Here is a 25,344-nt window from a genome sequence, read left to right on the forward strand (position 1 = left end):
GTTGTTTTACTTTTGGGCGCTGTGGTGGGCCCAGTTCCTTGTTATTCCCACCATTTTAGAAGATTTTAATGCGTAATCCTGAGATCTACCCAGCAAGAGATATAAAGAACAGCATCAGGACTGGAACCAGCAGGCTAAGAATAAAGCCACTGACAATAGCGATAGGCACGCAGCGGACGCCTCCTGTGGTTTGAATCACGGGCAACGTAAAGTCTAAGGCTGTTGCCCCAGCGTACCCGATTGCAGTCAGGGGGCGCGTGCCAATGATTAGCGGGATTAAAATGAGTGCGAATAACTCTCGCATTAGTTCGACTAAAAATGATGCGCCGCCAAAGATTGGGCCATAAGCACCACCGATTAAAATGCCCGACAGTGAGTACCAGCCAAAGCCAGAGGACATCGCTAGCCCTTTTAATACGCTGATGCCCAATATTTGCGAGGCGACGATGCCACCAACCATTGAGCTTATTACAATGACAGCTGCTATCAACATTCCTTGTTTGTTTAAGATAATCTGCTTAAGGGTCAATCCACTGTTTCGTAATTGAATACCGATTAGGAACAGAAGTAGCAGCAGTATCCACTGACTGATTGACTCCACAATGTGGATATTCACCGGGAAAAATAACCCGATCACTAGCCCTCCAGCGACTACAAGAACGAGTTTGGCCGATTCTATCGCCATACTAACAAGGGGTAATTTGTTCTGTTTAGAGTCGGAGTGAACAGGAAAGCATTTATCTAGCAAAGGTAAGCAAACTAAATTGCATACGCCAATGCAGAGGAAAAAAACGACCGTATACTGAACAATGAGCTGTAAGTTTTCACTTAAGTTATCTAACGCAGAAAGGCTTAGTCCCATTAACGCAAGAATGATGTATACCAAACGAGAGGTATTTTTAATAATACTGTCTAGCAGCGACTTTTTAGTAATAGGAACCAAATATCCGGCGATGAGGGCTGCAAAGATTAAAACCATTCCTGAGACCATGTTCTACTTCTAGCTCCATTTTAGGTGTAGATATCAGATGGAGTGGCAATATGACATTGAATTTATTGCGAAGCAACCTTGAACAGCGCCAAGGCGAAGTAACTTGGGTATATCTGTAGATTAGGAGAGGAAGTGGTTACCAGCTATAATCCGCTGGCACTGATAATTTGGTCCATTTGTGTTTTAAACTCTACATCACTCAAGTTGCTAAGTTTATACAGAATGTCGGCGCCCATGACATCGACTTCTACAAAATGATCATCCTGCTCTTCTTCATGGTTACGAAACATGAGTAAATGGCTAGAGATACGTGCAATTTCAAGATAGGACACTTTTTCTTCGTTAAAGCTATCTGCAGAATTGGTCGCGACATCGACAAAGTCTTTATCGAAGCCCCAACTTTCTAAGACCAGCTGGCTTGCCATCGCGCACAAGGCACGAAACAGTTGCAGCGCTATGTCTTCATCCAGATAGTTACCATTGTCGAGATACAGATAGTATTCGTTTACTAAGCAAAATAAACCAATGTCGGCTAGGAGCCCAACCAGTAAGGCTTTATCTTCTTCAAGATATTTAAATTTACTCGGATCTTCCTCTTTATAAGTTTTGGTGACCATCACCATCGCGGCCCCAATTTCTCGTGAATACGATGCGCTAGAAGACAGGATACGATTACACTCTTTACTTAGGTTTACAGAGCGTTTGAGCTGCTCGATGGCTTGAGCGGTGACGATATCTCTTACCCTAGCAATGCCTAGCCTTGAAACAGAGGTCATCAAATCGGTACAAGTAATATTGCGCCGATTGAAAATGACTGAGTTGGCAACGCGAATCACTATGGCGGCTAAGCCAGGATCCTCGAGCAAACAATCCGCTATATCCGCAACTGTGGTGCATTCTAAAGAGCTGAGCCTTTGAATTTTCAATACAACATCTGGGATGGGCGGCAAGGTGACTTTGCCAGTGCTAATGGAGCGCTCGACAAGCTGAGCGAATTCGCCTTCAATCCCTTGGATGAGAAGATCACGATTATCAGGAAGCCAGTAAAAAGATAAATGATTCATATGCCCGCTTCTATTCAATTGTAAATTGGCCGTCCTTGATGCAGAAATAGACATTCACTCTAACAGCAAGGTAAAGGAAGATCTGATCATAACTTCTATATAGTTTAGACGCAGTTCCGATAATAGTATTGATTTTGACCCAAGTTTATTGAGAAACCTCTCGCATATGTATGGATAAGTTAATCCTGATCAATATTTTATTGCTGACAGCAACATCTTGGCTGTTCTAGTATCTAAAAAAGATAGTGCTATCTTAATTTATTGTTTTTGTTATACATATTTATAATTTTGTGTTTGAATTTTTCTTATTAAACAAACGTACTATGTACGTGGTAGTTGGTGAGGGAGTGAAGGATGACTGAAAAGATGCTGATGGAGTATATGGCTAGATTGACTACGTTCACAACGAGATCCATGTTTGGCGGAATTGGTTTGTTTAAAGAGGGGGCTATGTTTGCTGCTGTGACAAACCAGAAGCTGTACATTCGAGGAGGAGGCAAACTTGACAAATGCTTTGCTGATATGGGCTGCGGTAAGCTCACGCATGTTAAGAAGCACACGACAGTTAGAGTCAATTACTATGATGTAACGCAGTTTCTAGACGACCTATCCGAGGAACTGAGGAAAGTGATAACCCTAGCGATTGAACAATCAGTGAGTGCGAAGGCCGGTGGCAATACCTTCATTCCTCATCGATTGAGAGATTTGCCCAACATGCGCCTAACGCTGGAAAGAATGGTAAGAAAGGCAGGAATCAACGACATCGAAACGTTTTGTCGTCTTGGCGCCTCGGAAGTGTTTTCGAAAGTTCGCGCTATGTATGGCAATCAAGTCGATGAGAACCTGTTGTGGAAATTTGCAGGAGCGATTGAGGGCAAGCATTGGAAACTCATTCAAGAGCACAAAAAAAGAGAATTGTTGAAGCAGTGTCGAGAGGTGCGCCAAGACAAATCAGAGCCAGTGAAGTGAACACACTGGCTCTGCACATCAAGTTTACCTAGTAATTGAAGCGCGTGGTAAACATCAATTGATCACCGTAGAAATCATTGAAGCGAGCTTCTACACCAATAGAAAATAGCTCGGTGGAATGGAATCGTCCGTAGATGGAGCCAATCCAATCATCTTTTTCATCAATGGATGTGTAACCAGCCTTACCGCCAACTTCAAGTTGTGGGCCTAGCCATTGACGAACCCCTAAGTTGAGCTCCATACCAGTATCGGTACCCTTGAGAGAGTTAGACGTATTTCCTGAATCCGTCATTCTAAATAACATTGCACCTGTCAAATCAGCCCAGTTGTTGATTGGCGCATGAAACCCGAGACCACCCGCGGCATCGTAATCACCATCAAATTCCGAGTCGACTCGTGCAATCACATGAGCATTAGGGTGAATCGAGCGGCTGAAAGCAGCACCGTAAGTGACAGGGCTGACACCAATTCGAGCATCCACGTAGTCGTAGCTAAAGTTGCTCATGGTTGCTGCTGAACCGTATGGGTCATCCACTGCAAATGCTGAGCTTGAAGCGAGAACTAATGCTGCTGCAATTATTGTTTTACGCATACCTACATAAACCTATATCTTAACTAATTCCATGACTTTAGGAGACAAGCTTGTCATCACATCGCGTTTCGCCATCATAATACATTCTTATCTCTACTCTCCATCAAAAAGACAATCTTTTGTCACTGTTTGACAAATAAAGCAACGGTCGTGCCACTTATTCGTCGCTACATGTTGAGTAATAGAGACAACTTCATAGTTCTTGCTTGAATATTAAGCGTATATACCCAAGTTGCTTCGAGATGCGAGTTTCAGCGAGATAGATAAGGCTTCAATGCTAGGCAGGGATGTGAGGCATAGTCATTCTACGTTGAACATCCCTAACAACGCAGTGAAGCCTTATCTACTCGCCCTCTGGGAGCGGTGTGAGTGGCCCACTTTCGCGTCAAAGGCCTTTGAAATGGATGGCCATTCCTGCAGACCTTTTCCTTAAATTGGGCCACTCACATCGCTCTGAATCCTGCATCTTGAAGTAACTTGGGTATAGAGGTTGAGCCACCTAGCAAACAAAAATGCATTTGGCTTAGGGAACTATGTACTAATCACGCTATCTAGAGTATAAGAATGCCAAATGATAGAATTTTGACGAAGCCGCTTTTTAGGGGGGTTAACCTTCAGCGACTTCCAGTATAGAGATAAGGGAACATTAAGTCTTATGAATCGTTTAAAGGTTTTTGGTGCCGTTGGTGGCGCAGTAGCGTTGATTGTTATCTGGCCACTTGCTGTTGGGAAAATCGGGCAAGACGCTATTACTAAAGTCGTGGAGAACGCGAATGGGAAAGCGGTTAGTGCAAAAATAGTAAGTTACGATAGAGGGTATCTAACGTCGGTTGTGAAAACCAAGTTTACTGTTGAAGACCCAGGGTTGGTTGACCAACTAAAAGCCGATGATATGCCAACGTCATTTACTGTGACCAGTGATATTTCACATGGTTTGTACAGTTTAACTGCCCATTCAACCGTGGATAACAACGATAAACTACCGCTTACCATGGATAGTACAACGTTATTAAACGGCAGCACTGACTACAGAGTTGACTTAGGCAACTGGCATTTCTCCTCTAAGGATACAAAAGATCCGTTCAGTGTCACGGCAGCTCCTTCCTATTTGTCTGGTTCAGTAACAGTATCGGGTAAGGCTACGTATAAGTTGAACATTCCGTCCATTGAAATGGACTTTGCGTCGAAAGAAAAAATGCTGATTAGTGACTTGACTGGTGAAGGTCAAGGCAAGCGTGAAAAAGGCTTTTGGTTGGGAAATCAAACGATCAAGCTGAAAAAAGTAAATATTGATGATGCGAAAGGGACGTCAACGTTCTCTCTCGACGGTGCTCAATATAAATTCAATTCAAACTTAGATGACAAAAATACTCGCATCGACAGCCACAACGTACTATCTGTCGACAACATCCAAACTTCTGACGGTGGCAAGGTCTCAGATTTAGTATTTGATGCTACGATAGGTGATATTGACAGACAATCATTTGAAGAGTTGATGTCCTTGTATCAAAAGGATCAAACACTCTCGCAAGATGATTTGAAGAAAGTGGTTCCTTACATCAATACGCTATTTGAGAAAGGTCTGTATCTGTCTATCGATAAGTTTGCCATGCATGTGGGTAAAGGGCAGTTTGACTCTGATTGGAAGTTTGTTATTCCCGAAGGAACCAAAGGTGTTGTGCAAAATCCTATGGTTATCTTGACGGCGTTAAAAGGACATATAAATAGCTTCTTCTCAAATGAGCTTGTGACAGAGTATCCATTTATTAAACACAGTGTAGACAGTGCGTTAGCCAGCAAAATGGTTGAGAAAAAAGATAAAGGTTATGAGTTAAAAACCAAGATCGAAGATGGAAACCTTGTGTTTGAAGGTGGGCAAAAGGTTCCTCTTATTGCTTTGCTTATGTCAGGGATGGCCCACAAGCAGTAAACCGTTTCAACAATACCGTAAAGAAAGAGGCTTTTTGCCTCTTTCTTGCTTTTTATTGGCCTAAAAAAGTGGTATACCCATGTGTTAGGGCCAGAAAAATTGCACGTCATTGGCCGAAAAGTTGTCGTTATAAGAAAGCAGGAGCAAATAAGTCATGAGTTCAACAAAAAATACAGTTTTTAACTTTAGTGCAGGGCCAGCAGGTTTGCCCAGAGAAGTTATGCAGCAAGCGCAATCAGATATGTTGGACTGGAATGGCTTAGGAACTTCGGTGATGGAAATTAGCCATCGCAGTAAAGAATTTATTCAGGTAGCTGAAGAAGCGGAGCAAGATCTACGAGACTTACTCAATATTCCTGATAACTACAAAGTCCTATTTTGCCATGGTGGTGCGCGTGGGCAATTCGCTGCGGTACCAGCAAATTTGCTTGGTGATGCTTCCAAAGCAACGTATATCGATGGTGGCTATTGGGCAGAGAGTGCTGCAAAAGAAGCGCAAAAATACTGTCAGGCGGATCTCTTTAGTGCAAAATGTGAAAAAGAAGGGCAGGTCGCGATATTGCCCGCAGAACAATGGAAGATTGCTGAGGATTCCGCATTTGTCCACTTTTGCCCAAATGAAACCATAGATGGCATAGAGATTAATGATTTGCCAACTACCGACAAGCCTATCGTAGCGGACATGTCGTCTACCATATTGTCGCGTGAGATTGATGTGTCAAAATACGGCGTCATTTACGCAGGCGCACAGAAAAACATTGGACCGTCTGGGTTATGCATTGTCATCGTTAGAGATGATTTGCTCGAGCTTGCACAAGATTCCTTGCCAAGCATATTAAACTACAAAGTCGCAGCGGAAAAAGACTCCATGTTTAATACCCCGGCGACTTTCGCTTGGTACTTATCAGGCCTTGTCTTCAAGTGGCTTAAACGACAAGGTGGCGTCCAAGCAATAGAGAAAGTGAATCGAGAAAAAGCGGCCATTTTATATCGTTGTATTGATGAGTCGAATTTTTACAAAAACAACGTCCATCCAGACAACCGCTCTATCATGAACGTGCCATTTACCCTGGCAAAACCTGAGCTAGACAGCGAGTTTTTGCAGCTTGCTAAGCAAAAAGGCTTGGTCTCTCTTAAAGGACACCGCGCTGTGGGTGGCATGAGGGCGTCGATTTACAACGCCATGCCAATAGAAGGCGTGCAAGCACTGGTCGATTTTATGCGTGAGTTTGAGAGTAACCATGCGTAATCTTACTGCCTAGTGGATGCACTCAAAAGTGAAATAATAATTGCCTGGGTCAGGGGTTTTAGCTACTTGGCCTTTTAAAATTCAACCCTGAGCATGGGGGCTGCGAATGCAAGAGCTGTACTTTGTATATGCAAACGTCGCAGGGCGATGCAGCCCCGATAAAGCGATTACAATTCTTAGTTGAGTTTCTATCTCGCTGAGACTGAAATCATTGGTGTGTATTTTTTGGGTAGTAGGGGACACGTAAGCAGCTCTAATATATGCTGTATCTATAAACTAAACCTTTAAATAATTCGGATTGGACTATGCTTTCTGCTGATTTTCTTAGTCTATCGATATCCTCTTGATTGTGGTACTTGCTATCTTTTGAAATTTGAATCCAAGCGGACTTTGTTGATATGGTTAGAGGAGCACTAAGCTTATTTATAGGCAAGTTTTTTTGAAACATGACGCTTTCTATGTGAAATTTGGTTCCCACAATACCATTTACTCTTCCTGACAATAATAAACTAATACCTTGCTCATAGCTTTTTACTGGAACTTTAATGATTAATGTGTTTTTATCAAAGGCATCTGAATAATTAGCCCCTCTTAATACTGCAATTCTTGAACCTTCAAGATCTTTTAAAGACTGAAAATTTTTGCCGCTAGTCCCATAGACAACATTTTCAAATGTAAATATCGGGGAAATATAGGTGACATGTTCTAGAAGAGAATCATTTTTAAACAAAATAGATATATCAGTGGAACCGGATTTAAGGTCATCCAATACTCTTGCGTATGGCTTTATGGTATTTTCTGGCTCTAACCCTGAGCCCATAGCTACCAGATTGGCGACATCATAGAAAAACCCTTTTCCTTTCTTATTCTCTACGTACCCCATCTTCTCTAGTTCAATCGTTGAAACAATAATTGATTCATAGGCAAATAAGCTTCCATGTGGGGATAGTAAAAGGAAGAGCAAAAAGTATTTCATCATAAAGTTATCAGCCATTTGTGCTTAAGCTATCACTGAAAGTCTGATGCTAAAGCACATAAAAACTCGTTTTCGGAATCATATTACTAAGAGTAGTACTTTAGAGCTCAAATTACCCGATGGGTTAGGACAGTTGGATTGACAGGAGATAGAGGCTGTTGCTAATTGACGGTTTGATTCTTTTCCGTGGAGTTACTTTCTATAAGCTTTCTGACTGGGAGTGGGAGAACATTGTCGCCATGATATTTTTTCATTATTTTTAAATAGGTTCCATTATCTATAATTTTAATTAGTCCTTTTTTGAATATCTCTGCAAGATGTTGTTGATCACGGTGAAAGATAAGGTTTCCGCTTACGGTCTTCAATCCTTTTTCAGATTGGACGAACATTTGCTTCTTCTCTTGATATGTCTCATTGATCACTTTCCAGCCAACAATAGTCGGAGCAATAAATACGTCTATTCTACCGAGAGCGGTTAGTTTTGCTGTTTGTTGGAGGCTGGTAAATAAGTTTGGTTTTAGTCCTGCCTCTCTAAGCAGTGGCACGAGCACACCGCCGAGGACATACCCGATCCTGTAGTTTTGTATATCACTAAGATCATTAAACTTAATACCATTTGGAAATTTTTCTCTTAGGCCAAACAGTCTCATGGTTACAAAGTATATATCAATGGTAATTAAATCTTCATTGATGTTGGAATTGATGAACCAGTCAATTGGCCCTAAGACTATATTGGCGGTTTTAGTTTCCATGGCCCACTGAATTCGCGAGGTGGGATACGATACCATAACAACTTTTGTTTTTTGCACTTGAAATGCTTCAGTAACAATATCAGACATAATAGTATCTTTACTGCCTATCAAAGGGGGATGATCTGCAGTAAAAACTTCTATGATTCTCCGTTTTTCTTCGGCATATGCGTTATGAACATACAAACAAGCGATAATCAAAGCTACATTAAGCTTAAACATGTAGCTAATTGCATTGACTATACGCATGAGCTTTCCAACAAATTCTTAAGTTATTTGTTAGAGTGTAGAAGATAAAGATACGGGTCGCGTGCTGTTTGTGATCCTGCACCTCGGGGTGATTTGGGTATAATTAGATAATTTATCCTCGACGCTCCAGAAGTCCCTTTCTGCCTTTCTGCCTATTTCTATTTAAGGTTTTTTGTTCTTGCTAGCTTATCTAGCCCGCTGCTTAGCACGCGATTTACCTTTACCATTACCATGCAGCTTCTCGAAACCCGGTTGGCTTTTGCTGTGCTTGGTCGCGAAACGATTTGCGCCGTGGCGGCCGGATTTTCTTCTTTGAGCAGGTGTTTTCTTCTGTTCGTCCTCAGCAGGGATTAAACAGCTTTCCTTGTCTCCAATGAGATATTGTTTGCCCATGTCGGTGAGTGCACGTCGAATGATTGGCCAGTTGTCAGGATCATGGTATCTAAGCAGCGCTTTGTGTAATCTTCGCTGCTTTTCGCCTTTCGCTACCTGCACTTCTTCGCGTTTTTTGTATTTGACGCGTTTTAGTGGATTGGTTTCCGAATAATACATAGACGTGGCATTACACATCGGCGAGGGGTAGAAGTTTTGCACTTGATCGCATTCGAAATTGTTGTGCTTGAGCCACAGCGCAAGGTTGAGCATATCCTCATCTTCAGTGCCAGGGTGCGCCGAGATAAAGTAAGGAATGAGATATTGTTTTTTTCCAGCTTCCTTACTGTACTTTTCGAACATTTCTTTAAAGCGATCATAGGTCCCCATACCTGGTTTCATCATCAGGTTAAGTGGGCCTTTTTCTGTGTGCTCAGGGGCAATTTTTAGATATCCACCAACGTGGTGAGTGACCAGTTCTTTGACGTATTCTGGAGACTCGATAGCTAAATCATAACGCACGCCTGAAGCGATCATGATCTTTTTGATTCCATCGACTTTTCTCGCAGAGCGATAGAGATCGATGGTGTGTTTGTGGTCAGTATTGAGCTTGTTACAGATTCCAGGGAATACGCATGACGGTCTGCGGCAATTGGCTTCAGCTTTCGGGTCGCTGCATCCGAGGCGATACATATTTGCTGTTGGGCCGCCCAAATCAGAAATGGTACCAGTGAAGCCAGGCACTTTGTCGCGAATTTGCTCCAGCTCATCCAAAATCGATTCTTTTGAACGGTTTTGAATAATGCGGCCTTCATGCTCGGTAATCGAACAAAATGAGCATCCGCCAAAGCACCCGCGCATGATGTTTACTGATGTTTTGATCATGTCGTAGGCAGGAATTTTCGCCTTGCCATATTTTGGGTGTGGAACTCGAGCATAAGGCAGCCCGAACACATAATCCATTTCTTCTGTAGTCAGTGGAATAGGCGCTTGGTTTACCCATAGTTCTCTGTCGCCATGCTTTTGGATTAATGCACGTCCCGAATACGGGTTGGTCTCAAGGTGCATGATACGGCTAGCGTGAGCGTAAAGAATACGATCGTTATTTAACTTATCAAAATGTGGCAGTCGCACTGCGGTTGTTTTAGCATCGTGGCGCGAGGGCTGTACCGTAATCGGCTTGCTTTTAGCTTGTTCGATCTTGCTGTCGCATTTCTCTTCCACTTGATATGGGTTTGGTGCGACAAAAGAGGCTTTACTTGGTTTCTCAATTCGAGAAGAGTCAACGACTTTGTAGTCTTCAGGGGCATTTTGAAGCACAACCGCTGTGCCACGGATTCGGGTTAAAGACTCGATTGACTCTCCATTGGCAATACGGTGTGCAACTTCGACCAAGGCTCGCTCTGCGTTGCCAAACAACAACAAATCAGCTTTCGCATCAAATAAAATAGAGCGACGGACTTTATCTGACCAATAATCATAATGGGCGATTCGTCGTAGGCTAGATTCAATGCCACCTAAGATAATAGGGGTGTCTTTATATGCTTCACGGCAGCGCTGAGAATACACAAGCGTAGCCCTATCAGGACGCTTTCCACCTTCATTGTTTGGAGAATAGGCGTCATCATGGCGTAACTTTTTATCAGCCGTGTATCGGTTGATCATGGAGTCCATGTTACCCGCCGTGATACCAAAAAATAGGTTGGGTTTTCCTAAAGACATGAATGCGTCTTTATTTTGCCATTCAGGTTGAGCAATGATGCCGACACGAAACCCCTGAGCTTCCAAAAGCCTACCAACAATCGCCATGCCGAAGCTCGGGTGATCGACGTAGGCATCGCCAGTCACGATAATTATGTCACAACTGTCCCAGCCTAATTCATCCATCTCTTTGCGGCTGGTTGGCAAAAATGGTGCAGTGCCAAAACATTCTGCCCAGTATTTTTGCTGCTGATGAATAGGTGAGTCGCTGTTGTACATAATTTAACCTTTGAGATTTGGATGCCGAATTATAACGGCTTGAAGCAGCTTGATCTAGCGTTACCTGATTTAGTTTTATCTCGCAATCTTGCTGAGGTAGGGGATCAGCTTTTATTGGGTTCTATGGGTAATTTAGTCGAAAATAATCTAATGTTAATAGTGTCAATAATGATTAAGTGAACCTCGACATCACGCTAGAGTGAAGGCGCGACGGTGGTACAGTAGCACATGGATGACAACACAGCCTCAATTCGAAAGGCCTCTCAATACAGTTTAACCTGGCAATGGAACGAGCAAAACAAAGACGTTGAGCTTGATAAGACGCAGTTTTCAAAAGTTTTCTTGTCTCGGCTCCCTTATGTTGAAGAGAAGTTTTTATTATCAGCATTGAGCTTGGAATCTCAGGCCGATTTTTATCGCTGTATGGAAAACTGTAAAGCGAAAAATAAAGCAACGACTTACTGTTGTACGTTGCTGCTGGAAAAGGAGCGGGTTTGTTATGCTGAATTTGTTATGAAGCCCCCTGTGAATGGCAATCCGCTCACTGGGTTATTGTACCCACTGTTCTTCTTTCCTAGTAGTGGTCATGATATTGGTACACTGTTTCACCAAGTATTTGAAAATCAGCATCATGGCATCGTAATTACCGATAGTGAGCATCATATATTGGTTTCGAATGATCATTTTGCGACCAACACGGGTTATGCCAAGAAACAGTTAGTGGGCCAGCCTGCTAGCATATTAAATTCAGGTAAACACAGTCCTGAATTTTATCAAGCCTTATGGGCATCCGTTCAGAGTCAAGGCTACTGGACAGGGACGATTTTGATTCGAAAAGCAGGAGGACAAATCGTACCTCAAGAGTTGACAGTGCAACGGATATCTGTACGCAATCGCGTGTTTTATATGGGTTGGTACGTGGATTTATCCGATCATCTTTACCGTGTGGAAGATGTTGAGCATGGCGGTGTGGAGCTGTTGACTCAACTCCCAACAGAAAGCCAATTTATTGAAAGGCTAGTCAGCCGGTGGCTGGACTCAAAGGACAAAACGCTAAGTATGGTGGTGGCGTTTTTGCCCAAGTTCCCGCCCGATCTAGAATTTGACGCTAAAGCGAAACTGTCAGAGCAACTGGCAAGTGGCCGACATGCACACGTGGCAGGATATTTGGGCAATAATCATTTTGTTGTCTATTTAGAATGCGAAAAAGTGATTGGGCCTAGCCAGACTCGCTTAATTCACCAAGCAATTCGCCGATTCTTTTTGACTCTTAACCGTCAAGCTGGGCAGGTGGTTCATGATGCAATTTTGTCCGGTAAGGTAGGTGTATCTGTGATGGAACATGATACACAAAACCCCAAGCTTCTAGTGCCACATGCGGTTCAAGCTATGCTAGAGCAGAGCAACGAACGCAAAGGTATGATCACCTTTTATCACGGTACGATACATCGAGAGGTTTTGCGACGAAAAGGGCTGGAAGATCTTGTTATCAAGGCAATTAAAGAGCGCAAGATTGAAGTCTTCTATCAACCTATCGTGGACACCAAAACATGGGATGTCGCTAAATTTGAAGCGTTATGTCGTTTTAAAGATGCTAAAGGTAGATATCTCAATACTCAGGAGATGGTATCCATTGCCGAAGATTTAGATTTAGTGGCCGATTTAGACTGGTGTGTCGGAAGGAAATCAATCGAAGGCTTGGAGAAAATCCATAAACGTTTTGGTAACAAATTAGGGCTAACGATTAATCGCTCGCTAAATACAAAGCTTGGGGCGGAAAAAGTATTACATAGTGCGGAAAAAATGATCACCTCATATTCGTCGACGCCAGAGCTGATCACCTTAGAGCTAACCGAAAGTGCTTACTTTGACAGTGAATCAAGCCAAGAGCTGCTGATTAAAAGCATTCGCGACCATGGTGTGAGCGTTGCGATAGATGATTTTGGTACGGGTTATTCATCGTTCACCTATTTGAGCGACTGTAATTTTGATTTGCTCAAAATCGATCGCGAGTTTGTCACGGAAATAAAGGTCGGCACGCATAAATATCATATTGTTAAATCGATCACCGACTTATCTCATACCTTAGATGTAAAAGTGGTTGCTGAGGGCGTTGAAACCCGACAAGAGCTAGAGGTGCTTTGCGGTATTGGTGTGGATTACATCCAAGGTTATTTCTTTTCCAAACCACTGCCCATCGGTGAACTAGAACATGCTTGGGATTATCAGGCGCAATTGGAAGATTTTCTGAGTAGGAAGTCCAGTGTTCTGAGTATTGGTGTGTTGAATATTTGTCGCAGCCATGCGCCGAGTTTGAGTCCGGAAAATACCATCAAAGAGGCTAAGGAATATTTTGATTCACGCTCATTTAATATCAATGTCATCCCGATTGTTTATGACAATCGCTGTGTCGGCGTGATTGATCGGGAGACAATTAATCTTTATCTTTCACCCACTGCAGGTTCAAAATTAGAAACAACGAAAGACTTATCTATTTGGAAAAAAACGCTAAACACAATCATGTGTACGGACATTTATCGAGTGACATTTAATACCAAAGTTTCGGAAATACCAGATATGGTAGCAAGCGGCATTATGACTCCTTGGATTGTGGAAGATGAGCTTGGGCAGTACCTTGGTTTGGTTACCGATCAGGATCTCTTATCTCACTTTGCCATTAGATAAATGGCCGCAATTTGCTATCATTTTCTTGCACTTTCTCATCTAACTAACGAACGTTTATACCATGCTCATTCAATTTTTCTCGGCAATAACACCTATGTTATTGGGCACTCAGTTTATTTTGCTGTTAGTTCTCATCAAGGGTGAAATTTGCCCGGGTCAGCGAGGCAGGATACACCAAGTGATGCCACTTGTTGGGGCAGCTTGGTTAGTGGCTGGTGCTTATTCCCCTGTTTTAGTTGTGAATAGTATTTTGACGTTTTACTTTGTTTCAAAAGCAAATATGTCCAAGACGAAAAACAAAGGACCGTTATGGGCGTTGAAGTTATCGGTTGGATTAGCAACGGTCTTTGTCTTGCTTCAAGCCGCTGATCAAGTGACGTTTACGGCAAGTATCGCCGTGGTTTTATTCGCGTTGTTACTTGGCTCAGCTGGTGCTCACCTACTTCTGACAATGGCTCGTACTCGTTTGCAGGCATTTCATCGTATTTTACCTTTTCTTGGAGTGGCGGTCGCTATTGTGTTGACGGCTTTAAACTTTATCCACTCGGCCCGATTGCTAGAGGTTGATGAAGAGCAGCTGGTGATAAACACCATGGTGGGGCTCGTGTTAATGACGATAGGTGTTTTAGTCTGGTGCGGGCACATCGTATTCTCAAAGCCAGCTCAGGTTTGGCAGTTGTTTCTCTGCGTTGTTTTGTTATTCAGTTCAATGACCCTGAGTTGGAAATTTTCTGTCATTTAGGGCTTGCGCTTAAGTTAATTGGCGCAAGCCCTAAAATGACGGTTCACACCGTTAGGGGATGCAGCTTAAAGCCAATGTAACCAGCGTTCAGGTTGTTCTAACCAGCTATTTGGCATAATGACATTTTTCGTTTTGCTCACTTTTTGTGCTTGATGAAACAACTTTTTCCTCAAAATAACGGCAACGTTGAGCAAGATGCAGTAACAGCGAACCTTTTCTATTGATGCAGTGCGAAATGACGTGGGACGTGTTTCAAGGTTAGTTGGTCGCTGCGCTTGGTAGCTTTCTAATTTGTCTGTGTAATTGAACACAATTTCGGTCACTTTTCTGCCGGTTTTGATGGTTTCATAGCCACAGTTAAAACTAGCATGAGAGTTAATTTCAGTGAGTGATGGCGCGAGCACGAAACGAGAGAAATCGGCAAAATTGGTGAGTTTGTTGTTAGATATATTAAGCTTCGCTCTAAGATCGTCTATCGTCACTTTAAAATCAGGTTGCTCTGCAAAGTAGTAGCTTGATAGAAGCTGATAAAGAGCATTGGAATATTTGCTTTTAAAGTAAGCTTGCAGGAGTATCTGCTCTAAATAGTGGGGGTGCTGATACAGGCGTTGGCATACGGGTGAAAATTGGTAACTGAGTTTACCAGGCTGCAAAGAGACAATCTGACAAACAGGCGTTAGACAGACCATAGGTTGATTCTCCTCGTAACTTGTCACTTCAATAACAATCTCGCTTAGCGACAATAACGAGTCATGCAGATCCTGCATGGTTGGTATTCCCTCAAATAAATCAGACAGTTCGTGGTTAGTAATTTGGTATTCGCTATCGAGAGAACCTGAGTCAAACGCATTCAGTAGCAGATAATTAAATAGCCTTCTTACAAGATGCTCTAGCTTGTGGCCACGATAAATTTTTAGACCTAGCGCTTTTTGTGATGGTGAATTCATACTTATTACGAGTTTGATCTGGAATTTCTCATAATATACACTGCGAGCCTTGTTTCGCAACTACGGCGAATTTTTTATACACTTATTTGCGAGCTTTAAAACATAAAGCTCGTAGTTAGAGGTACTATGAACTTATATCTGCTTCTTCTTTGCTTCTTTGCAATTGGAATTGTTGGTGGATTCCAGTTTGGTTTGATGGGGATTGGCACAGGGTTGATCGCATTACCTATTATGTTTTATCTGATACCTAAGATGGGTATTCCGGTCTATTTGGTTAGTAGCGTTTCAATCGCGACGGTCTCAGCGACTTTGGCAGTGACGTCGATTTCAACTGTGATTACTCACATGCGTTACCGGAAGATTCAATGGCCATTAGTATTTCAATTGGCTCCGGTAGCGATTGTGGGGATTGTCGCAGGAGTGTATTTGAACGCAAATTTGCCTTCAGACTTAAGTCGAAAAGTATTGTCTATTCTGATTATGCTAATTGCGGTGAAAATGCTGTTGGAATCTAGAAAATCGGAGAGTCTAGATCAACAAGTCAGCTTTCCGAAATACATTCAAGGGTTGGCTTTTGGGCTAGGGATGTTCACTGGGATGGTAGGCATTGCAAATTTGGTGCTATTGCCTTTTTATAACCATTATCTCGGCATGAAGAAAGCGCTAGGGACTGCGATGGCTTCTTCGCTTATTTTCCTATGTTTTACCACGGCTGTGTATATCGCACTAGGGGTGTATCAAGGCGTTTCAACACACAGAGTTTACCTAGTTGGTTACCTTGATTGGCCAGCCACATTACTGATGGCGGTTGGTGCAGTAATGAGTGCGCCATTAGGAGTAAGACTAAGCCATAAGGTTCCGGTATCTAAGTTAAAGATGGCGGTTGCCATTATGATTTTTGTCGTCGCGATTAAGTTATTCCTTTCTAGTTAAGTAAATGCCAAGAACGGGGCATAAATTACCGCTGCTCGGGTATATACTTACTAGTAATGAGCTGGAATACGAAGGAGCTCACTTATGGATTTAAGTAATGTTCGTACTCTTGATAGCGCTATTTTGCTCGGGATAGTTAACGAGAAGCTACGATTAGAATGTGACAGTTTTGAAGAATTGGTCAGCACGTACGAAATGGATGCAAGTAACGTGGTAGGTAAGTTAGATGTTTTAGGCTACCAATACGATAGAATGACCAACCAATTTAAATCTTATGACAGATAAGCTTTAAACCATCTTGATGCCCTCAAGGTGGTTTTTGCATTGTTGTCTTGCGGTGGTAAAGAAGGCTTGAAGGTAGTGCTTGTCTTTTTCAGAGTGTCTCGTTGCGCTAAACAAGCGTCGCCATAATCCGTTATCGCCTAGTGACTTGCTTTGTACTAGCCCCTGCCTAGAAAATTCACTCACCGCCCAGTTGGGTAGGGCGGCCACGCCTAAGCCCGCTGAGACCATTTGTACGAGCATCAAGGTATTGTCTGCTTGCTTCCATTTTGCAGGCTCAATGTCTGCGGGTTGCAGAAAATGTTTAACTATATCAAGCCGCTGTTTTTGTACCGGGTAGGTTAATATGGTTTGGTCAGCCAAGTCTTCCGGTTGAATATGTGCTTTTTGCCCTAGAGGATGATTAACAGGTGTAACTAGACGCATTTCGAAATCAAACAAGGGTTCGTAGTGTATTTCGGAGCGAGGTTGTATATCAGAGGTGACCACTAGGTCCAACTCACCCGCCAACAAGGCAGGAATAGGCTCGAAACCGAACCCTGATGAAAAATCCAACGAAACACTTGGCCAGTGTATTTGATATTCCTTAATCGCGGGCATTAGCCATTGAAAGCAAGAATGGCACTCGATAGCCATGTGCAGGCGCCCATGCACATCTTCTTTGAGCCCCGCCAGTTCATTTTCAGCGCTGGCAAACTTGGGTAATACGTCATCGGCTAAACGCAATAATATGTTGCCTTCCGATGTGAACTTTACCGGGCGTGTTTTTCTGAGAAAAAGCTGTCCCCCGATACGCGCTTCAATATCTTTTATTTGATGAGAAAGAGCTGATTGAGTGAGGTGGAGCGTTGTCGCCGTGGCAGTTAAAGAGCCGGTATCTCGTAAACAACTGAGTGTACGCAAGTGTTTTAACTCAATCATGAATAATCCTCATTGATACTTCAATTCATTGAATAATATTAAACTAAACCTAAATCTGGCAAATGTAAACGTCTAGACGTCTAAATGAATATGAATTTTCCTAATGATCGAGTTGAGAAATTGAACATTGCCCACAGAGGTAATTGGCGCGATATTTTAGCTATCTAGACATCCAAATGACAGCGGATGTTTAACCTACTCAATAACGACAATGGATAGAAAAATGGCGACAACAACACATATATTAGGTTACCCGCGTATCGGTGAAAAAAGAGAGCTTAAGTTTGCGTTAGAAAAATATTGGCGAGGCGAGATTGATAAACAAGAGTTGGAAGCGCTGGGAGCGTCACTTCGGGCTCAAAACTGGCAAACGCAATCCAAAGCAGGTTTAACAAGTGTCGCTGTTGGAGATTTTGCATGGTACGACCATGTATTATCAACGTCTTTGTTGTTGGGCCATGTACCAAAGCGTCATGAGACGGAATCGGTTGATTTGGATACGCTATTCCGAGTCGCCCGCGGGCGCTCGCAATCGAGTTGTGAATGCACTGGTGCGGCATCGGATATGACTAAGTGGTTCAACACTAACTACCATTATATTGTTCCAGAGTTTCATCAAGCTCAGACGTTTGAGATCAGCTGGACTCAGCTGTTTTCTGAAATCGAGCAAGCGCAAAAAGCGGGTCATCAAGTTAAACCCGTTCTGTTAGGGCCTGTGAGCTACTTGTATTTAGGCAAAGAAGTGGAAGATAACTTTGACCGACTATCCTTGTTGCCTGAATTGATTGACTGCTATCAAACCATAATTGACCGCTTAGAGAGCTTAGGTATAGAGTGGCTGCAAATTGATGAGCCTGTTTTGGCGTTGGAGCTTGAGTCCAAATGGTTGCAGGCATTGACATCGGCCTATCAACAACTGGGTGGAAGCGTAAAACTTTTACTCACTACATATTTCGACTCAATAAAAGATAACCTAGATACCATCACTCGTTTAAACATCGATGGTCTACATGTAGATTTATCCGTTGCTCCAGAGCAGTTAGATAATGTGATTGCGAAGCTGCCAAAACATTGGGTGCTATCGGCCGGCGTGATTAATGGCCGCAACGTATGGAAGGCCGATTTGGAGCAATGGTTATCTCGATTAACCCCAGCTAAGGAAGCGTTGGGAGATAGACTATGGATTGCAAGCTCTTGCTCCTTATTGCACAGTCCTGTTGATTTAGACTTAGAGCCGAATTTGTCCGATGAAACCAAGAGTTGGTTTGCCTTTGCCAAGCAAAAAGTGGCGGAAGTTGCCTTGTTGGCCAAAGCATTAGATGGCGATCAAGCCGCTGTATTGGCTTGTATCGACTACAGTCGACCCGTTGTCGCTAGGCGTACTTCAGAGCAGGTGAATAAACCCCGGGTTCAACAAAGGGTGGCGAGCATTACGCCAGAATCAGCGGATAGGAGCTTGCCTTATAGTAAAAGAGCACAAATTCAGCGTGAAAAACTTAATTTACCGTTGTTGCCTACGACAACCATTGGCTCTTTTCCACAAACCGCGGAAATTCGCGCCCAGCGTAGTGACTTCCTAAAAGGTAAGCTCAGCGAAGACGAGTACAAGGTGGTATTAAAAGAACATATTGCCGACGCAGTACATAGACAAGAAGCATTAGATCTGGATGTGCTGGTGCATGGAGAAGCAGAGCGCAACGATATGGTCGAATACTTTGCTGAGAACTTAGCAGGATTCCAGACCACCAAATTTGGTTGGGTACAAAGTTATGGCTCACGCTGCGTCAAGCCCGCGATTGTTGTGGCTGATATTGAGCGACCTTCACCAATGACCGTCGAGTGGTCATCCTATGCTCAGTCGCTTACTTCGAAAAAAATGAAAGGCATGTTGACCGGGCCTGTGACCATTCTATGCTGGACATTCCCACGAGAGGATATTTCACGCAAACAAATCGCCCAGCAACTTGCATTGGCATTGCAAGACGAAGTCGCGGATTTGCAAGCGTCAGGTATCAACATCATCCAGATTGACGAGCCAGCGATTCGAGAGGGGTTACCGCTTAAGAAACGTGATCAGGCAGAGTATTTAAGTTGGGCGGTAGAGGCATTTAAACTCTCAGCAGCAAGTGCAAAACCTGAAACGCAAATTCACACTCATATGTGTTACAGCGAATTTAACGAGATCATTGAGTCTGTCGCGGCGCTTGATGCTGATGTCATCACTATCGAAACGTCCCGCTCAAACATGGAATTGCTCAAGGCGTTTGAAGAGTTCAATTATCCAAATGAGATTGGTCCAGGCGTGTACGATATCCATTCCCCTAATATTCCTAGCCAAGAATGGATTCAAAACCTACTCAATAAGGCCGCAGAGAAAATCCCTCAAGAAAGGCTGTGGGCAAATCCAGACTGCGGCCTAAAGACTCGCAGTTGGCCAGAGGTTGAAGCGGCACTGAGCAATCTTGTGTCTGCGGCTAAAGCGGTACGCTCACAATGGTCGAGAACCGAAGAAGATCGTCAGGTAGATAAAGCGGTATCTTAATCTATGTCAAATAGTGGCCCTTCGGGGCCGCTTTTTATTACTCAATTTGTCATTTCTTTATCTAAACTGGATATATACCCAGCCATGATGGAACGATTTGGGTCGCACTTATGCTTTTCGCTCGATGGAATGATAGAGGTTGTTATGCCAGAAATGTCCTTTAAACAAAAGAGACAATACTTTCGCCTAAGATACCCGAAAAGAGCTCGGCCAGTGTTTAGAGCCGAAGAAGAACGTTACTCAGTTGCCGAAGTCTCCGAGAAAGGCATTCGAGTAATTATGAGTAACACTTCGATACTGTATCGCGGTATGTCGGTGAATGGTTCATTGCTTCTAGCAGGGGATGATTTCATCCAAGTGGAAGGGGCAATTCTTAGATTTGATAAAGATGAGGTGATCGTAAAGTTAACGAAAGGACCAAGCTTTAAAGATATGGTTGCAGAGCAAAGGAGATTAAAACGCAAGTATCCGTTTCTGTTTAGACATCGTGAAGGGTAAATAAGCCAATGGAATGGGCTGGCAATCCTTGCCAGTTTAATTGCTTTAAGTCATTAGTTGAACATAATTACTTCTACATTGCTCATACTAATTTTTCCTTTGTTCATGGTTGAGCCCCATTGATTTATAGCTACTTCGCCATAGCGCTGTTCAAGCTCCACTGCTTGTTTTCGAATCTTATCTTTAGTGTCAGTTAGGGCACTTTTTGCTATGCTTATATCTGACTTTTTCATTAAAAGATATGTATTGGAAAACCAGGAATGTGCATTTGATAGGTCACGGTAGTGGTTCTCTATCCTTTCTTTACGTGTATTGAACTGGCGCTCAGCGATATTCAGCTCATCTTGCAGAGCGTTCAATCTAGTATTTACAAAGGAATTGATATAATTACTATACCAATTTTTTTCATAGGCACACTGATATATATATGTCGAGACTTCCGTTTTTATATTCGCGTCGAGCTGAAAGTAGTGCCCACCATACACGCATGACGTCGTTCCGACATATGCTTCTAGTGTTTCTCCTAAATTTAGAGAATTGGCTGCTCCCATATATACGCTATTTGCTGTGCCAGCGCTAACGCCAAACTCTTCTGATGTTTGTAATCGAATACCTTTACCCATGATCAAACTCCTCACTATTGGTCAATTAAATTAAGTTGCCATGATTCATAATAATAATGGATATTTTAATTCTAATAGAGGCTTGAAAATATTAAAACCAGTTAGGTGTATATTTTGTCTTATAATGACAAACTATAAAATCAGGTGTTAATTTTGTTTGAAAAATAAATATAACATATGAAAATTAAGGTTAACTGCGAATTTCATGATAAATCCATTGCTCGAATTCGCACACGGCTCGATTTCCTCGTTTGTAATGAGGGATGGTCGTGTAATAACCAAAATGGCTTTCTATACCGTATCCAAGTGGATTGACGATCTTGTTGGCTTTTAGCGCAGCACGAGCCATAAAATCGGGTACGAGAGCAAGCCCTTGATTATCCATGGCTGCGGCCAAGGATAGGTAGTAATGCTCAAATCCTACTGCATGATATTTGGTGACGTCACCAAGTTTATTCTCTAGTTTAAATTGCTCCCACAACTCTGGGCGGGTTATGTGGGGAATAAAGGTATGGCTGAATAGATCATCGTTGTTTTTGATTGGCTTGCGCTTGATGAGTTCAGCAGAGCCAATAAGCAATAACTTTTCCTGACAAAGTAAAGTGGCCTGTTCGTAGTGATGGGAAATAGGTAGGCACCGTATAATGACATCGTTGTCATGTGCCTCACTAATTTTTGGCTCATCGCCCGTTCGAATGTTGACTCTGAGGTCAGAATGCTGAGAAAGAAACGCCTTGATGCGTGGGGTCAACCAGAGGCTGGCAAAAGATGGCGTGACGCTGACAGTGAGAGTGTCTTGCGTATGGTCAGATTGGAGTAAGTTGGCTGTAGAGGACTGGATAATATGTATTGCCTCGGAAACCTGAGGTAGGTATGTTTTTCCAGCCTCAGTAAGTTCGATGCCATTTACCCTTCGAAAAAAAAGTGCTTGCCCTAATTGCTGCTCAAGAGCGGAGATTTGTTTACTGACGGCGCCTTGAGAGATACATAGCTTTTCAGCTGCTTTGGAGAAGCTAAGTGTTGTAGCAACGGTAAAGAACGTTCTTAACGCTTTGGTGGATGGAAGGTGAACCGGCATAAAACCTCCTAGTTCGCGTCTGGATGAGCAACCGTATTACTTTTTTTCATATAGGTTGAAAATTCTTCCATTATTTTGCGCGGTTTTCAATGGTACTAATGAGCCAATGTTCACCATTTGGAGTTGCGAGCTATGACTCATGTATTTCACCGCCACTGTCTACATTCGATACCTAAAGTAGTGAAAGGAGAAGGTGTTTACCTATTTGATAATGAGGGAAAGCGATATTTAGATGCCTGCGGGGGCGCTGCGGTATCTAACCTTGGCCATAACCATTTAGCGGTAAAACAAGCCATGTATGATCAAATTGATTCTATTCCATTTGCTCATACAGGTTTTTTTACCTCTGAACCAAGCGAGCGGCTTGCTCAACGCCTATGCTCACTCGCACCAGGTCCACTTAACCATGCGTATTTCGTCAGCGGCGGCTCTGAAGCCGTAGAATCCGCGATAAAGATGGCTAGGCAATACTTTGTCGAAATTGGTCAGTCACAACGCTGTAAACTGATAACCCGGCGACAAAGTTACCATGGCAATACTTTAGGGGCGCTAGGGGCGGGGGGCAACCAATGGCGCAGAAAGCAGTTTGAGCCTTTGCTGTCTGATGTCCACTTTATTTCACCTTGTTATCCCTATCGTGACCGCAGAAGTGATGAATCCGAACAGGCTTATTCGGTCCGGCTTGCTGAAGAGTTTGAGCAGACAATCCAAGAAATAGGCAGTGATAAGGTGATGGCATTTATTGCTGAGCCAATCGTTGGAGCAACGGCAGGGGCAGTATGTGCTAGTAAAAACTACTTTAGCTTGATTCGAAAGATTTGCGATAAATATGGCATTCTTTTGATCCTCGATGAAGTGATGTGTGGTGTTGGTCGCAGCGGAACCTTTTTCGCATTTGAGCAAGAAAACGTGGTGCCTGACTTGGTCACTATCGCAAAAGGGCTTGGAGCAGGTTATCAGCCAATTGGGGCGGTGATAGCAAACGATAAGATTTACAACGCTATTCGCGATGGTAGTGGCTTCTTTCAGCACGGTCATACCTTTATGGCTCATCCCGTTGCGTGCGCTGCGGCGTTAGCAACCGTTAACACCATTATCAATGAGGGGGTGCTCGATAGAGTTCAGCAGCAGGGAGAGAAATTAAAACAAATGCTGGTTAGTGCATTATCTCACTTATCATATGTTGGTGATATCAGAGGTAAAGGACTATTTATAGGCATTGAATTAGTCGCCGATAAAATCAGCCAAGCGCCATTACCCATTTCGTCTCAGGCTCATTTAGCCATCAAATCTACGGCAATGGAATTGGGGTTAATGTGCTACCCAATAGCAGGAACCATAGACGGGCAAAAGGGTCATCATATTTTGCTCGCTCCCCCTTTTATTATTCAAGACATGGAATTGCAAGAGCTGGTAGAGAAGCTCGTCGCTACGTTGAATGTAGTATCTAAACAATGGGAGACGAACACTCATGAGTAGCAAAACAGCCATTATTGCCGCCATAAATGGAGCAACAAAGCAAAAAAGCGATCATCCCAATTTGCCGATCACGACAGAAGAAATTGTCCAAGATGTAGTTGAGTGTCGAGACGCGGGCGCTGTGATGGTACACGTCCATGCACGAGATAATCAAGGCAATCACAGTCTGGAAGTGGAAGATAACCTTAAGTTATTAGCCGCGCTGCAAGATGAACTCGGAGACAGTGTGATCATGCAGCTAACAACGGAAGCGGTTGGTCGTTACGAACCCGAGCAACAAAAACGACTGATAAAAGCTGTTTGCCCACCGGCCGTTTCCTTCGCACTGCGCGAATTAATACCAAATAATGATGACGAATCCTCAGCATGTGAGTTTTTCAACTGGGTTGCTGAGCAAGGTATTCTATCGCAATACATTCTGTACGATAGAGAAGACGTAAAGCAATATCTACGCTTATGCCGCGAGAAGCTGCTGCCTAGATTTGGTCGTCATGCGTTGTTGGTTTTGGGCAGGAACAGGCGGCCGCTGTCGTCTCACCCATCGGATCTATTGCCACTTTTATTAGATGAACTTATTGACAAGGAATCTTGGGCGGCGTGTGCATTTGGCAAAAAAGAATACCAATGCTTAACGACAGCGATGTTGCTTTCTGGAGATATCCGGGTTGGGTTTGAAAATAACCTCTTGGACCCGCAGGGAAATCTCGCTCTAAGTAACGCATCACAAGTTTCGAACATGGTTAATCAAGCAAATACATTAAACCTTGATCTACATAGCGTTGAATCCTATCGCTCATATTTAGAAAAAGATTAATTGAATGGATATTCATCACGAGCAAATATTTCCCTCCACCAGTTGTGTGATCTTGAATAGAATCAAAGAGCTAGGTGGCTAGGATGGTTCTCCCTTATGTTTGTAAGATATCTCTTACAAAGTAGTGAGACTTTATCAGTTTGTATTGGATGACATACCAACAATGATAGTTTAACTATCTGATTTTAAAGTTGATTAATCTTTTGTGAAGTCAAAATGAAACTATTATTTATTCGCCATCATTGAGTCATAGAGTGAAATGAGTAATCTTGTGTTGGTCAGCAGGAAGCAGACTTGGATGAAAAAGACCATGGAATGTCGCCTTCGGGAAGAAGGAGAGATGGCTCAAACGGACGAGCAATCTACATCGGATGGTATCGGATTGGAGCTGGAAGCCCATCACTAGGATGGTGAGAAATAGGCACAAGGATTACGACAAGGAAGAATTGCCCGTCAGGATGACAGTAAGGATATCGCGAAAGGATACGCGGCGAATGTTAGTGAGGAACACTAGCAGGCATTGATGCCAAGGACACCGCTAGGAAAGCGAAGATAAGGATAGAGCGAAAGGATAAGCGTACTATCATGGATAGAGCAGGGAGCACACTTAACGTGGCAGGACTGCTGCAGTAAGGAATAAACCCCATAATCACTGATTATGGGGTTTCTTTCTATTTGT

20 protein-coding genes and 1 pseudogene are annotated in these 25,344 nt (G+C 43.0%); 11 read left to right on the forward strand and 10 right to left on the reverse strand.

Translation table 11 applies throughout. From position 1 onward, the window contains the following. Nucleotides 1-85: 85 nt before the first annotated feature. A complete protein-coding gene (locus M9194_RS15015; RefSeq protein ID WP_250613499.1) occupies nt 86-991 on the reverse strand; it encodes a LysO family transporter in 906 nt (301 codons plus the stop codon). A gap of 143 nt (nt 992-1,134) precedes the next feature. Beyond that, nucleotides 1,135-2,055, reverse strand: coding sequence for an HDOD domain-containing protein (locus M9194_RS15020; RefSeq protein ID WP_250613500.1), 921 nt, complete (start codon nt 2,053-2,055; stop codon nt 1,135-1,137). 354 nt (nt 2,056-2,409) lie between these two features. On the opposite strand from M9194_RS15020, the gene M9194_RS15025 reads away from it, so the two are divergent. After that, entirely contained in the window at nt 2,410-3,024 is a 615-nt protein-coding gene (locus tag M9194_RS15025) for a TfoX/Sxy family DNA transformation protein (RefSeq protein WP_250613501.1), read from the forward strand. Between the two features lie 28 nt (nt 3,025-3,052). On the opposite strand, the gene M9194_RS15030 is transcribed toward M9194_RS15025, so the two are convergent. Further along, nucleotides 3,053-3,616 (reverse strand): hypothetical protein, encoded by a 564-nt coding sequence (locus M9194_RS15030; protein WP_250613502.1) that lies wholly within the window; start codon nt 3,614-3,616, stop codon nt 3,053-3,055. 655 nt (nt 3,617-4,271) lie between these two features. Between M9194_RS15030 and M9194_RS15035 the strand changes: the two genes are divergently transcribed. Next, on the forward strand, nt 4,272-5,546 hold the full coding sequence (locus tag M9194_RS15035; protein WP_250613503.1) for a DUF945 family protein: 1,275 nt from the start codon (nt 4,272-4,274) through the stop codon (nt 5,544-5,546). A gap of 154 nt (nt 5,547-5,700) precedes the next feature. Then, a complete protein-coding gene (serC, locus tag M9194_RS15040) occupies nt 5,701-6,795 on the forward strand; it encodes a 3-phosphoserine/phosphohydroxythreonine transaminase (protein ID WP_250613504.1) in 1,095 nt (364 codons plus the stop codon). A 253-nt stretch (nt 6,796-7,048) separates the two neighbouring features. On the opposite strand, the gene M9194_RS15045 is transcribed toward serC, so the two are convergent. The 3 genes and pseudogenes from M9194_RS15045 to M9194_RS15055 form a co-directional block, all read right to left on the reverse strand. Next, on the reverse strand, nt 7,049-7,789 hold the full coding sequence (locus M9194_RS15045) for a substrate-binding periplasmic protein (protein ID WP_250613505.1): 741 nt from the start codon (nt 7,787-7,789) through the stop codon (nt 7,049-7,051). Between the two features lie 143 nt (nt 7,790-7,932). Further along, a complete protein-coding gene (locus M9194_RS15050; protein ID WP_250613506.1) occupies nt 7,933-8,769 on the reverse strand; it encodes a substrate-binding periplasmic protein in 837 nt (278 codons plus the stop codon). A gap of 207 nt (nt 8,770-8,976) precedes the next feature. Next, nucleotides 8,977-11,121: pseudogene (locus M9194_RS15055) on the reverse strand (YgiQ family radical SAM protein); the annotation flags it as partial. A gap of 228 nt (nt 11,122-11,349) precedes the next feature. Here M9194_RS15055 and M9194_RS15060 point away from each other — a divergent pair. Together M9194_RS15060 and M9194_RS15065 are read left to right on the forward strand one after the other, a co-directional pair. After that, nucleotides 11,350-13,806: an EAL domain-containing protein gene (locus M9194_RS15060; RefSeq protein ID WP_250613508.1), complete on the forward strand. Its 2,457-nt coding sequence runs from the start codon at nt 11,350-11,352 to the stop codon at nt 13,804-13,806. A gap of 61 nt (nt 13,807-13,867) precedes the next feature. Next, nucleotides 13,868-14,548, forward strand: a complete 681-nt coding sequence (locus M9194_RS15065; protein ID WP_432579465.1) for a hypothetical protein — start codon at nt 13,868-13,870, stop codon at nt 14,546-14,548. Nucleotides 14,549-14,613: 65 nt separating this feature from the next. Here M9194_RS15065 and M9194_RS15070 read toward each other — a convergent pair whose 3' ends face one another. Next, nucleotides 14,614-15,495: a replication initiation protein gene (locus tag M9194_RS15070; protein WP_250613510.1), complete on the reverse strand. Its 882-nt coding sequence runs from the start codon at nt 15,493-15,495 to the stop codon at nt 14,614-14,616. A 126-nt stretch (nt 15,496-15,621) separates the two neighbouring features. On the opposite strand from M9194_RS15070, the gene M9194_RS15075 reads away from it, so the two are divergent. Then, nucleotides 15,622-16,428, forward strand: a complete 807-nt coding sequence (locus M9194_RS15075; protein WP_250613511.1) for a sulfite exporter TauE/SafE family protein — start codon at nt 15,622-15,624, stop codon at nt 16,426-16,428. Nucleotides 16,429-16,512: 84 nt separating this feature from the next. After that, nucleotides 16,513-16,713, forward strand: coding sequence for a DUF4250 domain-containing protein (locus M9194_RS15080; protein WP_250613512.1), 201 nt, complete (start codon nt 16,513-16,515; stop codon nt 16,711-16,713). Nucleotides 16,714-16,716: 3 nt separating this feature from the next. Here the strand turns inward: M9194_RS15080 and M9194_RS15085 are convergent, their stop codons facing one another. After that, nucleotides 16,717-17,631 carry a LysR substrate-binding domain-containing protein gene (locus M9194_RS15085; protein WP_250613513.1) on the reverse strand — a complete coding sequence of 305 codons (915 nt, stop codon included), beginning with the start codon at nt 17,629-17,631 and terminating at the stop codon, nt 16,717-16,719. Nucleotides 17,632-17,854: 223 nt separating this feature from the next. Between M9194_RS15085 and metE the strand changes: the two genes are divergently transcribed. Both metE and M9194_RS15095 read left to right on the forward strand, forming a co-directional pair. Then, nucleotides 17,855-20,173 carry a 5-methyltetrahydropteroyltriglutamate--homocysteine S-methyltransferase gene (gene metE / locus M9194_RS15090; protein ID WP_250613514.1) on the forward strand — a complete coding sequence of 773 codons (2,319 nt, stop codon included), beginning with the start codon at nt 17,855-17,857 and terminating at the stop codon, nt 20,171-20,173. A 144-nt stretch (nt 20,174-20,317) separates the two neighbouring features. Next, nucleotides 20,318-20,671: a PilZ domain-containing protein gene (locus M9194_RS15095; protein WP_250613521.1), complete on the forward strand. Its 354-nt coding sequence runs from the start codon at nt 20,318-20,320 to the stop codon at nt 20,669-20,671. Nucleotides 20,672-20,724: 53 nt separating this feature from the next. Here the strand turns inward: M9194_RS15095 and M9194_RS15100 are convergent, their stop codons facing one another. Both M9194_RS15100 and M9194_RS15105 read right to left on the reverse strand, forming a co-directional pair. Then, nucleotides 20,725-21,294, reverse strand: a complete 570-nt coding sequence (locus tag M9194_RS15100) for a hypothetical protein (RefSeq protein WP_250613515.1) — start codon at nt 21,292-21,294, stop codon at nt 20,725-20,727. A gap of 190 nt (nt 21,295-21,484) precedes the next feature. Then, on the reverse strand, nt 21,485-22,372 hold the full coding sequence (locus M9194_RS15105; RefSeq protein ID WP_250613516.1) for a LysR family transcriptional regulator: 888 nt from the start codon (nt 22,370-22,372) through the stop codon (nt 21,485-21,487). Between the two features lie 132 nt (nt 22,373-22,504). On the opposite strand from M9194_RS15105, the gene M9194_RS15110 reads away from it, so the two are divergent. Further along, nucleotides 22,505-23,851 (forward strand): aspartate aminotransferase family protein, encoded by a 1,347-nt coding sequence (locus M9194_RS15110; RefSeq protein ID WP_250613517.1) that lies wholly within the window; start codon nt 22,505-22,507, stop codon nt 23,849-23,851. Beyond that, nucleotides 23,844-24,665 carry a beta-keto acid cleavage family enzyme gene (locus M9194_RS15115; RefSeq protein ID WP_250613518.1) on the forward strand — a complete coding sequence of 274 codons (822 nt, stop codon included), beginning with the start codon at nt 23,844-23,846 and terminating at the stop codon, nt 24,663-24,665. The genes M9194_RS15110 and M9194_RS15115 overlap by 8 nt, the downstream gene beginning before the upstream one ends. The last annotated feature ends 679 nt before the right edge of the window (nt 24,666-25,344 follow it).

The sequence above is a fragment of the Vibrio sinus genome, assembly GCF_023634645.1.
GTDB lineage: Bacteria > Pseudomonadota > Gammaproteobacteria > Enterobacterales > Vibrionaceae > Vibrio > Vibrio sinus.